Origin of the sequence: Vibrio sp. K4, assembly GCF_051122595.1 — a bacterium.
In the GTDB taxonomy this organism is placed as follows: domain Bacteria; phylum Pseudomonadota; class Gammaproteobacteria; order Enterobacterales; family Vibrionaceae; genus Vibrio; species Vibrio owensii.
Genome location: NZ_CP178578.1, coordinates 193,922 through 207,667, shown reverse-complemented (window position 1 = coordinate 207,667; position 13,746 = coordinate 193,922). Strand labels below are relative to the sequence as shown.

Sequence of the window (13,746 nt, the reverse complement as noted above, 5' to 3'; positions counted from 1 at the left end):
TGATTGCTGTTGCTGTTCGTTTATCGCGACTGTTCAGTCTTCTTTGGCATGAGACCATAAGGCAAGGATTCAAAGGCGTAAGGCTGGTTTTTCACTGTCGGTGCTTGATGCACACCTTGCCAATCGAGCAGCATAATCGCTAATACGTTGCGGTGTTCTCCGTATTTTAGATCGTAATCGCCTCCCACTGAGGGGATCATACCTTGTTCCGTATTGATGGCGCCTTGAATCGCCTGACGTGTTTTATCAACCACCGAATCGTCATCCAAACCAGCCAACAAGAAAGTAATCCCAACTTCCGCTATCACGTCTTCTTTTGAACGCAGGATGATGGTGTCAATGTTGTCGCGAAAGTAGTCATAAATCCATTGATGATCTGCTTCATTCACCTGCTTTTGGTAGTATTGCGAATCCCCAAAGATGATGTGCGTCATACCATAGATTTTGTTGCTGTATTGCTGAGGCGACAGTTTCTTGTCTTGGCTATCAGGGTACGTGCTACGAAAGGCTTTGGTAAACTGAGCAACCACATCTTGCTCTCCAAGTTGTCGCAACCAATACACCTGATTCGCTAACTGCGCAGCCCATGCTTCAATCATCTCAGGATCAGTGGCGTATCGAGCGAAATCATAGCGGCGTAAGACAGCTCTCAAGGTCTTATCTTGCTTGTGTTTTAGGCCATATTCATCCGCTCTCGCCATTGCCCCTAGCAGATCCACACCTAAGTAGAAATATTCTGGCTGGTGCTTGGTCACGGTATAGCGGCGCTGACCTCTTTCATCTTCTTGGTCGTGGTAATTCGCGAGGCGCTCTTCTGAATAGAGGAAGATCTGTTCTTGAGTGGTGACATCGCTGGCAAAATGGTTCAGACGACTGGCGACTTGTGCCATGTCAGTCCAAACGGCTGGAAGGTATTTGTCATCTAAGGTTTGGCGATACATTCGAAGGCCAAAGTGCCCTTCACGAAACGCAGGTAGTGTATAGAGCCGCGATTCATAGGTATCTTTAATTAACTGAGCGGATTGTGAATAGGTCAAAACAGGAGACTCTTGCGCGGCTTGCACTTGGAAAGCCAGTGAGCATGAAAGCAACACGGCTAAGCTGAGAGGTTTGATACGCATAAACACATTCCGTTAGAAAGCTAGAATTCAAACCTACCATCAATGCTTATTTGCTATGTAATAACTCAGTCAATAGTTGGTCACGATATGGCGGAAAGTCAGATTAATGCGTTCGCCTTTTGGTTTGGCTGTTTTTGGCACTGCATGCTTCCAGTGGTGCTGAAGCTCACCCGCCATAATTAGTAATGAACCGTGGCTAAGTTCATATTCTATTTGGGTTTTACAATGTAAATTTCGCAGTAAAAATCGACGGGTTTCACCGAGGTTAATCGATGCGATAACAGGGTTTCTTCCTAGTTCTGGTTCGTTATCTTGGTGCCATCCCATGGAGTCTTGTCCATTGCGATATAAGTTGGCTAATACTGAGTTGAACTGCACTCCAGCGATGGCCTCACTGCGCGACTTAAGTTCTGTCAGTTCAGGTGTCCAAGGATGTGGTGCCATGGTTAATCCTGAATAGGTGTAATCCACATCGCCATGCCAAGCTTGCAAGCGAGGCTGCAAGACAGAACGACCAAACATCATGATGCTTTCTTGTTGCCAAGGTAAGGTGGAGCGGAGCTGCGAAAAGTAGCGATCAGCGTCTAATTGACTCAGGAAGTTAGGATCATAGTAGATCTTTCCCTGTGCTACTTCTTGCCAAAATGAGCTTTTAAATAAATCACCTTGTACTTGCATCTCACTTTACCTGTCTCATTTATAAAAAGGTTCGATATTTATTACCTTTCCGATAAGTATTGGTTATTCTTAAATTAAATAAGTATTTTAACAATAAATATAAAGCTTCGTGGCAAATCGCTACGAGCTAGTGGGGAACAAATGCGTTATTCACCCAGAAAACAGTGTTATTTTGCATTGTTCTTCCTCACTTTTTTTGCCTTGTCTGTTGGGGTTATCGAGCTGTTGCACCGAAACCAGCAAAACCTCCATCAAGAGCGAGTTCAAGTTGAGGCCAAAGAACAACTTTCCATTCTCCGTTCCAATTTGGAAGCGGAACTCATGGCTGACATCTACAACGCGAGCACACTTGCCACTCTCATCACTTTGCTACCCAACGAAGAAGAGCGCAAGCTGAATATCGCGGTTAACCGTATCCTGAACAAGAGTAAGCGCATTTCCGTAATTGGCATCGCGGAAAACGACATCGTTCGTTATCTCTTCCCTCTTCAAGGTAATGAGAGCGTTTTAGGGCTTGATTATCGCACTGTTCCTGAACAGTGGGTCCAAGTACAAAAGGCCAAAGACATTGAAGAAATATTCATAGCGGGACCAGTTAAGTTGGTGCAAGGCGGGCTAGGGCTGATTGTGCGTGTGCCTGTTTTTCGAGATCCGCCTTTCAATGATGATTATTGGGGGGTGATCAGCGCTGTTATTGATTTTGACAGCTTGCTCCGAGAAACCGGTGTGATTGATTTCTCTTACCGCTATCACATGACTATCAGCGGGTACGATAGCGGAGGTGAATTCGGTGATGTGTTTTTTGGCCAGCCAAGCAAAAGCGGGCAAATATACGCGAAAGAGCAGGTTCACTTCCCATATGGAGGATGGAGCCTCGCCGTTTACTCGGATGACCGGTTAGAGCAGCAAGTGCCTTGGTATATTTTACAACTGGCCCGCTTAGTCGGTTATCCCATCGTGTTAGCGATGAGTATTGCGTTGATTGTGATTTATCGCTTATACATCGTCGCCGATAGCCGAGCGTTGCACGATGAGCTAACGCAGTTGCCAAACCGACGCTACTTTATGCAGTCATACAAGCAGCAGTTCGAAATCGCGAAGCGCTACAAAAAGCGTTACAGCTTCGCTTTGATCAACATCGATCTCGACCATTTCAAACACATTAATGATACCTATGGCCATGATGCGGGCGATAAAGTGCTGGTGGCGTGTGCGGAAAGGATCAAAAGTAGTCTGCGTCGCTCTGACATCGTGGCGCGGATGGGCGGTGATGAGTTCTTGGTGGTTGTACACAATCCAAAGACGGAAGAGAACATTCAAGCCTTGTTGAAGAAACTGAGATTTGCATTGTGCTCAACGCCAGTTATCTATGACGAAGAGCTGATCTATTTACGAACCAGTATGGGCTACGCCATGTTTGATCCGGAAATGACCTCACCGCAGCAGATGATGAAAATCGCAGACGAGCGTATGTATCAACAAAAACACTATGGCGGGTAGCGTTTAAAACGAATTAGGCTTGCAAAGCAACGTCTATAAGCGAAATGCAACGTTAGAATACAGACAGTTAGAGCCTCGTATACCTACGGGGCTTTTTCATTTTGACAGTCTTTCTTATTTAAACGCTGATTTGCTGATAAAGGGATTAGTAGCAATGTGTGCAGTAGCATATTTTGCATTGATTTGCATTTTGCAACTGCGATTTGCAAAATGTGTGCTCAATAAAGCACCAATATGCATCAAGATCGAAGAAAAAATGGAGTTTTAAAAGTTGGCACGCATCGTGCTTTGTAAAGAGTGACCCTTATTAAGCCGAGGGTCACCTAGCCAACTGACGTTGTTAGTGAATACACATTGTTCACAGATATATACCGCCAATCACCTTTATTGTGATTGGCGTTTTTTCTTTCTAGAGGTCAAGAATTTGCACCTCATCGCCCGCTTCCCCTGAATCTCCGCACTTGTTGTAACAGCTTGGCTGTCTTGGACACACCGCACCTCTCGAACAAATCAATCGAGCTTGAGTCTGAATCCCACGTTCAATCCAGTTGATGTTGAGTATCTTAGCTATCGTGGTGAGATCTTTCTTAATGTGCTGAGGAATCACAGTACTACCGCCTGACGATACACATAGAGACTTCAACTCTTCTGCAATCGCAATAGCATCGCCACCTTGGGCTGAAATCGCAGGGTTGAGGTCTATACCTGCACACAGAACACGATTGTTACCGGCTGGGTCGAAGACGTTGACCGATTCACAGCAGTAGATGCGTGGCTCATTGCCGACATTTAGAATCGAAATTTGTGCAGAGCTGGTATCCAGTGGTTGGGACAAGCGACGGAATACCGCCCAATGCTGACAAGGGTCGTTTACCTTGCGCATGTTACCCCAAGGAAGCGGGATACCATTACCGCGATACACGGCTTTGAGTTTGCCCGGCCCATACGCATCGAAGTAATGCCAGTGCGGATAGGGTGACACCACCGTCATGCGACGCATTGCGACCGAAGGTGAGACACCAGCTTTTTTATGAACATCGATTTCATAGCCAGAGCGGTCAAGCAACTGACGAAATGGCACTTTTGGACACAGCAAGGCACCGGCAAAGAAGCTCGACTCAAAATCGCGCCATGCTTGCAGAATATCTTGTGAGTTGAGCTCAGAGTTTGAAACCTGCGAACCACTTTGCTCCCAGTTGTTCTGATGCCCAATAGACAGCACGTTACTCATACCATCACTGCTGTGCAGCACCCGATGGCCGATGTAGACCGCTAAGTCGTACTTCAAACGTGTTGGGTAATCACGCATGCGTTTGTTGAGGTAAATCGTCCCCGGCGCTTCCATAAACGACGTGATCAACTGTTTTGCACTTACGCCAAGCTCATCAATCACATCTTGCGGTGCTCGGTCTACCCAGCGAATATCCAACCCCATGCTTTTCGCAATGTCGATCAGATCTTCCACTGACAGATTAAGTCGCTTTAAGCCCACTTCTTCTGCTGCCCGTTCTAAGTCTGGGAAGTGGTTTTGGTGGTTTTCTTGGTGTGCTCGAATCAATAGATGAGCAAATTGACGCCCAGTGATACCAGTTTGGGAGAGCATCTCTGGTATCGCGATTTGCAAGATATCGTTAGAGAACAGGAAGCTGGGTTCGAGCGCCATTCCGTTAATGCCGCCACGATTACCTTTGTTGGGCGTGATGGCTTCGAGCTCTGGCTCATCGTCCAAAAACCAAGCGGGTTCTTTTTGGAAAACTTCGGCGATCACTTCCAACATATCGATGCTCGGTACGCGTTTTCCACGTTCGATCATCGACAGATAAGAAACCGACGGCGCGTATTCAGGATTGATCCTAACGCAACGCGCAGACAAATCTTCCATCGTTAAATGGTTATTCTTCCTTAAGTTACGAATTTTCGTCCCTAAGAAATGTGATTGGCGGATAAGACTTTTTGACACAGACATTTTGTAAAATTCACATTGTAAAATTTTTGTTGTGAAATTGTAGTCAAAATTTCGCTAGTCTACATAATGAGCAGGCAAGGAAATTAACCATCCACTTCACAGATTTGCCTGAAACTTAAACGGAAGTTTTAAGTTTTTACTCTAGGAAGAGTGTTTAAGTGCGAGGAAACGACGATGAATATGCTGAATTTCGATAAAAAAGACATCCAACAACAAGAACGCCCATTTATCGCTGAAGCCGTATTTGCCGTCGAGGCGGTAAGTGCTGAGCAGCAGAGCGAGAAGCAAGTTAAGGCGAAGCAACTACTTGACCGTATGTTCCCATTGGAGAACGGTTCTCACCAAGACGTATCAAGCTACGTGATCGACTACCGCCATGTAATGGCTTACTTCAAAGACGGCACCCACAGCGGTCTTAAAAGCCCAAAGCATTTTGTAGCGTACACGGGTGAGAAAGAAGACCCTAAATCGATTCTGTTTAAAGACGAATCAGGTAGCCACGCAGAAGTGATGTTTGGTTGTCACAAAGGCACAGGTTGTGTGGAGTTGATGGACATCGACGATATCCAATTGGAAACACGCACCACCTTTAGCCCTGAACTAACCGGCAATGCACCAACTGCGATGCGCCACTGGATCAGCTTAATCAAAGGCGATAAGAAAGGTAAACCAATGGCATGCAGTGAAGACAAAGAATACACCGCGAAAAACGGCGATGATTACTTCTTAAGCTACTGCTACAGCATTGATTAATGATTCAAGAAACAAATAACAAGCCAGCCCAAGAAAGACAAAACCCCAAGCAAGCGCTTGGGGTTTTGTTTATATTTTTAGCCTGTGTGAATTGCTTTCGCTAGTTTGCTTTACTGGCGTTACAGCGGCATCACACGGTTGCGACCCAGTTGTTTTGCTTCGTAGAGCTGTTTATCCGCTTTGTTCACTAAGCTTTCTGGCGTATCACCTACTTCAAACTCGGCCACACCAAACGATGCGGTAATGCTTTGCACTTGAGTGCCAGAGCGTTTGTCACGGACGCGAAGTTTCTCAATCATTCGACGCAAAGTGTCTGCGTATTGGCGAGCAATACGTAGCGACTTATTCGGGATAATAACGGCGAACTCTTCACCACCAAAACGATAAGCGCTGATACCATCACGGCAGCTTTGTTGCAGACGGCGCGCAATGGCTTTAATCACTGTATCGCCAAACAAATGGCCGTAGTTATCGTTAAACGCTTTGAAGTGATCAATATCCAACATCACCAAGGTCATTGCTTGGTTACTGTCGATCAGCATTTGCAGGTCGTTATCGAAAGCACGGCGGTTGTATAGGTTTGACAGGCCATCAAACAGCGCGTCTTTTTGTACTTCAGCAAGCTGGTTTTTAAGACGAGAGATCTCTTCACTGGCCGTGGTGAGTTGGCTATTTAGGAATTTGGTGGAATGGCGGATCTCGCGGGATTCAACAACGAGCTGACGAACAACATTCATCACTTCTTCGATGCTTAGGCTGTTATCTTCAACTTTTTCTAGTTTGTTGAAGCTCTTGTCCACCATGTCTGAGAAGGATGAAGTATCCGTAATGGTGTCACTCATTGAACTAGAGACTTCACCCAACAGCACTTCGACGTTCGTTTTGAGCTCTTCTAAGCTGGTTTCAGCTTTGCTCGCCACGTAGTTGTTGTAGAGCTGCTTATGCATGGCGGGTGGACAGACGTCGTAATTCTCCAGAACCATATCTAACTCTTGGTTTAGTTCTGGGATCGTCTTGTCTACGTAGGTGTACCACAGCGCGTAGTTGGCAGGTGTCGCCGCTACGTGGTTCTTTATCATTAGTGGCACCGCTTTTTTTAGATTCGCGGTTGATTTCTTAAATTCGTCGGTCATTTCTGCGGTGTTACAAGCAAAATGGAATTAGGCTAAGGGTAACGGATATAAAACAATATCGCTTTAATTTTTGTCATTTTTGCTTGGTTTTCTTAAAAAAAATGAGCAAATAATCAAACAGTTTCATGAATGTAAGGTTTGATTATTAAATTTGATAAAATTATCCGTAACATTCTGTTTACTAAAGAGGTTTGTTTGATGGAGTTTTGAGCAATGTCGATGGCGCGCTGATCGTGACCAACGAAGATGCGTAAAAACTGGCATGTGCGTAATAGAAAAGAGCCAAAAGGAGCTTCTTTTGAACAAAACAATCGGACTGTACTGGTTTACCAACGATTTAAGATTGCACGACAATCCGCTCCTACTAAGAGCTTCTGCAGAAGTTGATTTGCTTATCTGCATATACTGCTATCCAAAAGTGTCCTCCTATCTAAAGCAATACGCACAAGAGCCGGAGTTCGGGTTTGCCAAACAGCAGTTTTTGGATGAGTCGCTGCATTGCCTGAATTTATCTTTGAATGCACTTAATAAGCGTTTGCAGGTTGTTGACTTACATCCATACCAAGCGATCAAGCACGCTGCTGACAAACTTGGCGTGACGCACCTTTATGTGGATGCTGTTGCTGGATCAGACGAGCAAGATGTGGTCGATAAGATTCAGGCAGAAGCGCCCCATTTAGTGGTTATTCAGAGAGAAGTACGTAGCTTGTTTTCTGTTGAAGATTTACCGTTTGAGCTTGAAGCGCTTCCTGACACCTTCACCAAATTCCGAAAAAAGGTTGAGAAACTTGCTCTAACTGAATCTGTAGAAGCAGTAACGACATTGCCTCCGCTGCCCGACGGACTCGCACTGCCGACGTTGAGTTTGACCCGTGACGTCCAGCCAAGCCTGTTTACTGGTGGTGAACGAGCAGGGCTTGAACATTGTCGTCAGTATTTTGCTTCAACATTAGCAAGTGAATACAAGCAAACGCGCAACGGTTTAGATGGTATGGATTACTCCACCAAGTTCTCTCCTTGGTTAGCTCATGGGTGTCTTTCTCCGAAAACCATTTATGCCATGTTGAAAGGTTATGAAGCCGCGAATGGTGCAAATGATTCAACCTATTGGATTTACTTCGAACTGCTTTGGCGTGAATACTTTTATTGGTATGCCCGTCGATACAAGCGGCAGCTCTTCCGATTCGGTGGCATCCAAAATCAAGCACCACTCACCAGCTTTTATGCGCACCGTTTTCAACAATGGAAGAAAGGTGAAACGCCATTTCCTATCGTGAACGCGTGTATGCATCAGCTTAATGAAACCGGTTATATGTCGAATCGTGGCAGGCAGTTAGCCGCCAGTAGTTTAGTGCATGAGCTTGGCCTCGATTGGCGTTATGGCGCGGCGTACTTTGAGTCACAACTGGTTGATTACGATGTGGCATCAAACTGGGGAAACTGGCAATACTTAGCAGGCGTTGGTGCTGATCCGCGTGGTTCACGACAATTCAACCTCGAAAAGCAAACCGAAATGTACGATCCGCACATGGAATTCATCGATAGGTGGCAAGGTCGTTGTGCTGGCGCGCATTTGGATAGTGTAGACATGGTCGATTGGCCAATTGTGATGGGCAGCAGTGACAAAGCTTCGTCATCGGAGAAACCGTAATGCAATTTGAAACCGTACGATTGATCTTGGGCGATCAACTCAACAGTGAGCACTCTTGGTTTCAGCAACCGGATGAGCAAGTGCTTTACCTGATTGCGGAGCTCAAGCAAGAGAATACTTACGTCACGCATCATATTCAGAAAGTGTGTGCGTTCTTTTCTGCAATGGAACAGTTTGCGAAAGAGCGTCAGAGTGAAGGTCACCAAGTTCTGCACCTCACGTTGGATGACACACAATCCTTCGACGATCTTGAGCAAGTCTTGCAACACTACGTGAGCGAAGTTGGTGCAAGTAAGTTTGAATATCAACGCCCCGATGAATACCGTTTGCTGGAACAGTTAGCCAAACTAAAGCTTGATGGGGTCGTGACGCGTTGTGTCGATTCGGAACACTTTTTGTTGCCGTTTGAGGAAATAGAATCGCAGTTTCCTCAAGGCAAACACATCATGATGGAGCACTTTTACCGCAGGATGCGCAAGCGCTTCGACATCTTGATGCAAGACGGAAAACCCGTCGGCGGAAAATGGAATTACGATGCCAATAACCGTAATAAGCTCAAAGCCAAAGACATTGAACAACTGCCACAACCTTTGATGTTCAGTACCGACGTACGCGGCATCGTTGAGCGGTTGGCAAAACATGACATCGAAACCATCGGAAATCTTGAAAGAGACTTGTTGTGGCCGATCAATCGCGCGCAGAGCTTGTCTTTACTCGCGCATTTCTGCCAAGTCTGCTTGCCGTTGTTCGGCCGTTTTCAAGACGCCATGACAGGTCAGCACGATGCTAAGTGGAGCTTGTATCACAGCCGAATTTCATTCTCGCTCAACAGTAAATTGCTGCACCCGAGAGAAGTCATTGATGCTTCACTTAAGGCATTCCATTCCAACGCAGATATCGACATTTCTCAAGTCGAAGGGTTTATTCGCCAAATCTTAGGGTGGCGAGAATACATCCGAGGCGTCTACTGGGCGAATATGCCTCATTACCCGAAAAAGAATGAGTTGGGTGCAGACAGAAAGCTGCCAGATTTCTTCTGGAATGGCGAAACCAAAATGGCCTGTATGCGCAATGCGATTAGTCAGTCTCTCGATTATGCCTACGCACACCACATCCAACGTTTAATGGTGACTGGTAATTTTTGTTTGCTAACCGAAATCGACCCAGATCAAGTGGATGAGTGGTATCTCGGTATCTATGTGGATGCAATTGAGTGGGTAGAAATGCCAAACACTCGTGGCATGGCGTTGTTTGCGGATGGCGGCATTGTTGGCACCAAACCTTACGCAGCGAGTGGCTCTTACATCAACAAGATGAGCGACTACTGCAAGGGCTGCCATTACGACAATAAATCGCGCAGTGGAGAAGGTTCGTGCCCGTTTAACAGTCTTTATTGGCGCTTTATGAACAAGCACGACAAACGTCTCGCAACCAATCCACGAATCGGGATGATTTTCCGCTCTTGGGACAACATGGAAGAACAGCAACGCCAAGCGATACTCGATACCGCAGAGCATTACATAGAAAACGTGGAGAACTTGTGATGGAAATACTCATCGTCGGTGGCAATGGTGGAATTGGTTTGGCGATGGTGCAAGAGGCCGCAGCTCGGTTCCCTCAAGCGTGCGTGCATGCCACTTATCGGAAGCAGCAACCAGATTGGCAACATCCAAATGTCGTTTGGCATCAAGTGGATGTATCGCAAGACGAGCAGGTAAAAGCGTTCAGTGAGCAGATTGAACATGTCGATTGGTTAGTGAACTGTGTTGGTATGTTGCACACCCAAGAGAAAGGCCCTGAGAAGAATTTTAGCTCGCTCGACGCAGACTTTTTTCAGCAAACCATCACGGTTAATACTCTGCCAAGTTTACTGTTGGCGAAATACTTCACGCCCAAGCTAAAGCGCAGTACTGCACCTAAGTTTGCGACCATTTCGGCCAAAGTTGGCAGCATTAGCGATAATCAGTTAGGTGGTTGGTACAGCTATCGTGCATCGAAAGCCGCATTAAACATGTTCCTCAAAACCATGTCGATCGAATGGCAAAGAATGGTCAAACATGGCACGGTGCTGTCACTTCACCCAGGTACTACGGACACCGCTTTGTCGGCACCTTTTCAAACCAATGTGCCAGAGGGAAAGCTGTTTACACCAGAGCGAGTCGCCAAGGATTTATTAGGCTTGATAGAAAAAGCGACCCCGCAAGATAGCGGGGCGTTTTGGGCTTATGATGGGACGTTATTGCCTTGGTAAGAGAACGCGTACAAACGTTAATACAAAGGAAATAGCGCTCTTTAGAGTGGGTCGGAGTGACCTACGTTTTCGTTGATTTATTTCTTCGGCAACGCTCAGAGCAATAAACGATTTCCTCCCAATTTCGCGCCCACTTCTTTCTCCAAGAAAATGGGCGCTGACAGACCGGACAGACTTTCATGGGAAGGTTGGATTTAAAACCTTTCATCGCGCTGAATGTTCACTCCTAATTTGGTTAAAACAGTGGTCTAGCTACTTATCAAATAGGTACAGGTAATCGCCGTAGCCTAAACTCGCCATCTTGTTCACTGGTACAAACTCCATTGCGGCTGAGTTCATGCAGTAGCGTAATCCCGTTGGCTTAGGGCCATCTTTAAATACGTGGCCAATATGTGAATCACCAAATTTACTGCGGATCTCTGTGCGTGGATAAACCAGTTTAAAGTCGGTTTTCTCTACGATGTAGCTTGGGTTAATTGGTCTCGTAAAGCTTGGCCAACCTGTGCCAGATTTGTACTTATCCGTTGATGAGAACAAAGGCTCACCAGTGACGATATCAACGTAAATGCCTGCTTCTTTGTTATCCCAATACTTGTTGTTAAAAGGACGCTCTGTACCTTCTTCTTGTGTCACGTAGTATTGAAGCTCAGTCAATTTAGCTTTGATTTCTTTGTCTGAAGGCTTTTCGTACACCTTCACTTTCGTCACCAACTCTTTTTCGTTGATAAGTTCACGCAGCGTTTTTGGGTTGTCTTTACGATCTTCACCAAACACTTCGTCGAGATACTTATCGCGACCTGATGCGTAGCGGTAGTATTTGTACTTCAGGCTACTCTTCTTGTAGTAATCCTGATGGTACGACTCCGCAGGGTAAAACTTTTCAAACTCGATCAGTTCTGTTTTCAACGGTTTTGGATAGATCATCGCCTTGTCGATTTCCATCATAAACTGCTCAGCAATCTGCTTTTGCTCCGCATTATGATAGAAGATCGCCGGGCGGTATTGGGGACCACGGTCGACGAATGAGCCTTTGTCGTCAGTCGGGTCGATATGGCGGAAGAAGTAGTCCAGCACTTGTTCGTAGTTCACGACAGCAGGATCGTACTTCACCTCAATCACTTCAATATGGCCTGATTTACCTGAAGAGACTTGTCGATAAGTTGGGTTCTCTAAATCACCGCCAGAGTAACCAGAGACAACGTCTAACACGCCAGGTAATTGCTCTAAATCTGATTCCGTACACCAGAAGCAGCCACCTGCGAGTGTTGCGATGTCAGTTTTACCAGATGCGTTCATCTTATCCATGGTATCGGCGGTACCTGTTTTACTTAGCAAGATGAACAGTACAGGGAGTGTGAATGAGAATCCCACCAATAGCTTAGATACTTTCTTCATAACTTCCTCAAACGTCATTTTTCTCAATGAATGTTACGTAAGAAGACAGAAGTAAGAGCGAAAAAATTACAGTGATTACGAAAAATTCTTTGCCCTTTCTCACAACAGGGCTACAGTAACGGCACGAAACAAGCGCTCATTGGTAGAAGGTTTCCGATGAGGCAAAAGCAATAATGAGGGAAACCATGCAAGCAGAAGTAAAATGGGTCGAAGACTTTAAATTCCTCGGCCAGTCTCAATCTGGTCACTCAGTCGTGATGGATGGCAATGGCGGTGCAACGGCACCAAGCCCAATGGAAATGGTGTTGATGGCTGCTGGTGGTTGTAGCTCTGTGGACGTTGTTGATGGTCTAAAATCAGCGGGCCAGAAAGTGGCTTCTGTCAACGCGAAACTCACCACAGAACGTCGTGAAACAGCTCCACGTATCTTTACTCAGGTGAACATTCACTTTGAAGTCTCTGGTGAAGCACTTGACCCAGAAATCGTTGCTAAAGTGGCGGCGGACTCATTAGAAAAATACTGCTCAGTATGTCTAATGCTGGGCGAAGGCGTAGAGATGACTCACAGCTGGGAAATCGTATAACCCCGACGTGGCACAACGACAAAATAGGAAAGAGAAAAGCCCGTGCTTTTCTCTTTTTTTATTCCTCTTTTACGCTAATCTATCGTGGTCAAAAGTTGTAGGAATGATCCAGTGACCGAATTAGAAAAAATGATGTCTGGCCAAGTGTTTAACGGTACAGATGAAGAGATCGAAGCGATCCGCACTCACGCAACTCATGCGTTGAAGGCATTCAATAACAATACCGATGAATCTCAACGTGATGCTTTGCAAAAGGATCTGTTTGGTAAAGTTGGCATGAGTATGGTCCGAGCGCCGTTCCATTGTGAGTTTGGTAAAACGATTGAAATCGGTGAAGAGACCTTCATCAATATGAATGTCGTCATGCTTGATGGAGCCAAAATCACCATTGGTAGCCACGTACTTATCGGCCCTAGTGTGCAACTTTACACAGCATCACATTCGTTGGATTACCGCAGCCGACTTAAGTGGGAAACGTTTTGTAAACCAATCACTATTGAAGATAGTGTTTGGATTGGTGGCAACTCGGTGATCAACCAAGGGGTAACCATTGGTGCTCGCTCAGTCATTGCTGCTAACTCAGTGGTAAACAGCGATGTTCCACCAGATTGTCTATATGGCGGTACGCCTGCCAAATTGATTCGTCGCTTAAACGAGGGCGAGTAATCACACATACTCACGGCGCTTATTCTCATAATCAATAAGCGCTTGTTT

The 13,746-nt window shown here is 45.8% G+C and carries 13 protein-coding genes; 7 read left to right on the top strand and 6 right to left on the bottom strand.

Going from position 1 to position 13,746, the window contains the following annotated elements; genetic code table 11:
* Nucleotides 1–20: 20 nt before the first annotated feature.
* A complete protein-coding gene (locus ACLIIY_RS18395) occupies nt 21–1,121 on the bottom strand; it encodes a DUF3541 domain-containing protein (RefSeq protein WP_434529071.1) in 1,101 nt (366 codons plus the stop codon).
* 69 nt (nt 1,122–1,190) lie between these two features.
* Nucleotides 1,191–1,799, bottom strand: a complete 609-nt coding sequence (locus ACLIIY_RS18390; protein WP_434529070.1) for an alpha-ketoglutarate-dependent dioxygenase AlkB family protein — start codon at nt 1,797–1,799, stop codon at nt 1,191–1,193.
* 141 nt (nt 1,800–1,940) lie between these two features.
* Here ACLIIY_RS18390 and ACLIIY_RS18385 point away from each other — a divergent pair, with 141 nt between their 5' ends.
* Complete coding sequence (locus tag ACLIIY_RS18385) at nt 1,941–3,299, top strand: diguanylate cyclase (protein ID WP_208444022.1); 1,359 nt, start codon at nt 1,941–1,943, stop codon at nt 3,297–3,299.
* Between the two features lie 409 nt (nt 3,300–3,708).
* Here ACLIIY_RS18385 and ACLIIY_RS18380 read toward each other — a convergent pair whose 3' ends face one another.
* A complete protein-coding gene (locus tag ACLIIY_RS18380; RefSeq protein ID WP_005438205.1) occupies nt 3,709–5,265 on the bottom strand; it encodes a DUF3612 domain-containing protein in 1,557 nt (518 codons plus the stop codon).
* 174 nt (nt 5,266–5,439) lie between these two features.
* Here ACLIIY_RS18380 and ACLIIY_RS18375 point away from each other — a divergent pair, with 174 nt between their 5' ends.
* Nucleotides 5,440–6,018: a malate synthase gene (locus ACLIIY_RS18375; RefSeq protein WP_005438204.1), complete on the top strand. Its 579-nt coding sequence runs from the start codon at nt 5,440–5,442 to the stop codon at nt 6,016–6,018.
* Between the two features lie 119 nt (nt 6,019–6,137).
* Here the strand turns inward: ACLIIY_RS18375 and ACLIIY_RS18370 are convergent, their stop codons facing one another.
* Nucleotides 6,138–7,151: a GGDEF domain-containing protein gene (locus tag ACLIIY_RS18370; protein ID WP_005438203.1), complete on the bottom strand. Its 1,014-nt coding sequence runs from the start codon at nt 7,149–7,151 to the stop codon at nt 6,138–6,140.
* A gap of 298 nt (nt 7,152–7,449) precedes the next feature.
* Between ACLIIY_RS18370 and ACLIIY_RS18365 the strand changes: the two genes are divergently transcribed.
* Genes ACLIIY_RS18365 through ACLIIY_RS18355 form a run of 3 tightly spaced genes read left to right on the top strand, consistent with a single transcriptional unit; the run spans nt 7,450 to nt 11,053 of the window.
* Complete coding sequence (locus ACLIIY_RS18365) at nt 7,450–8,802, top strand: DASH family cryptochrome (protein ID WP_434529069.1); 1,353 nt, start codon at nt 7,450–7,452, stop codon at nt 8,800–8,802.
* Nucleotides 8,802–10,346, top strand: a complete 1,545-nt coding sequence (locus ACLIIY_RS18360) for a cryptochrome/photolyase family protein (protein WP_434529068.1) — start codon at nt 8,802–8,804, stop codon at nt 10,344–10,346. Before ACLIIY_RS18365 ends, ACLIIY_RS18360 begins: the two co-directional genes overlap by 1 nt.
* Nucleotides 10,346–11,053 (top strand): SDR family oxidoreductase, encoded by a 708-nt coding sequence (locus ACLIIY_RS18355; RefSeq protein ID WP_434529067.1) that lies wholly within the window; start codon nt 10,346–10,348, stop codon nt 11,051–11,053. Before ACLIIY_RS18360 ends, ACLIIY_RS18355 begins: the two co-directional genes overlap by 1 nt.
* Nucleotides 11,054–11,114: 61 nt before the next feature.
* Here ACLIIY_RS18355 and ACLIIY_RS18350 read toward each other — a convergent pair whose 3' ends face one another.
* Together ACLIIY_RS18350 and msrB are read right to left on the bottom strand one after the other, a co-directional pair.
* Nucleotides 11,115–11,261, bottom strand: a complete 147-nt coding sequence (locus ACLIIY_RS18350) for a DUF2256 domain-containing protein (RefSeq protein ID WP_005374142.1) — start codon at nt 11,259–11,261, stop codon at nt 11,115–11,117.
* Between the two features lie 44 nt (nt 11,262–11,305).
* Nucleotides 11,306–12,448, bottom strand: coding sequence for a peptide-methionine (R)-S-oxide reductase MsrB (gene msrB / locus ACLIIY_RS18345; protein WP_434529066.1), 1,143 nt, complete (start codon nt 12,446–12,448; stop codon nt 11,306–11,308).
* Between the two features lie 185 nt (nt 12,449–12,633).
* On the opposite strand from msrB, the gene ACLIIY_RS18340 reads away from it, so the two are divergent.
* Nucleotides 12,634–13,032 carry an OsmC family protein gene (locus tag ACLIIY_RS18340; protein ID WP_005438193.1) on the top strand — a complete coding sequence of 133 codons (399 nt, stop codon included), beginning with the start codon at nt 12,634–12,636 and terminating at the stop codon, nt 13,030–13,032.
* Between the two features lie 111 nt (nt 13,033–13,143).
* Nucleotides 13,144–13,698, top strand: coding sequence for a sugar O-acetyltransferase (locus ACLIIY_RS18335; RefSeq protein ID WP_434529065.1), 555 nt, complete (start codon nt 13,144–13,146; stop codon nt 13,696–13,698).
* The last annotated feature ends 48 nt before the right edge of the window (nt 13,699–13,746 follow it).

Excerpts from the sequence above, each read along its gene's own strand:
- ACLIIY_RS18395 (WP_434529071.1), bottom strand. The coding sequence starts at position 1,121 with ATGCGTATCAAACCTCTCAGCTTAGCCGTGTTGCTTTCATGCTCACTG.
- ACLIIY_RS18390 (WP_434529070.1), bottom strand. The coding sequence starts at position 1,799 with ATGCAAGTACAAGGTGATTTATTTAAAAGCTCATTTTGGCAAGAAGTA.
- ACLIIY_RS18385 (WP_208444022.1), top strand. The coding sequence starts at position 1,941 with ATGCGTTATTCACCCAGAAAACAGTGTTATTTTGCATTGTTCTTCCTC.
- ACLIIY_RS18380 (WP_005438205.1), bottom strand. The coding sequence starts at position 5,265 with ATGTCTGTGTCAAAAAGTCTTATCCGCCAATCACATTTCTTAGGGACG.
- ACLIIY_RS18375 (WP_005438204.1), top strand. The coding sequence starts at position 5,440 with ATGAATATGCTGAATTTCGATAAAAAAGACATCCAACAACAAGAACGC.
- ACLIIY_RS18370 (WP_005438203.1), bottom strand. The coding sequence starts at position 7,151 with ATGACCGACGAATTTAAGAAATCAACCGCGAATCTAAAAAAAGCGGTG.
- ACLIIY_RS18360 (WP_434529068.1), top strand. The coding sequence starts at position 8,802 with ATGCAATTTGAAACCGTACGATTGATCTTGGGCGATCAACTCAACAGT.
- ACLIIY_RS18355 (WP_434529067.1), top strand. The coding sequence starts at position 10,346 with ATGGAAATACTCATCGTCGGTGGCAATGGTGGAATTGGTTTGGCGATG.
- ACLIIY_RS18350 (WP_005374142.1), bottom strand. The coding sequence starts at position 11,261 with ATGAAAGGTTTTAAATCCAACCTTCCCATGAAAGTCTGTCCGGTCTGT.
- msrB (WP_434529066.1), bottom strand. The coding sequence starts at position 12,448 with ATGAAGAAAGTATCTAAGCTATTGGTGGGATTCTCATTCACACTCCCT.
- ACLIIY_RS18340 (WP_005438193.1), top strand. The coding sequence starts at position 12,634 with ATGCAAGCAGAAGTAAAATGGGTCGAAGACTTTAAATTCCTCGGCCAG.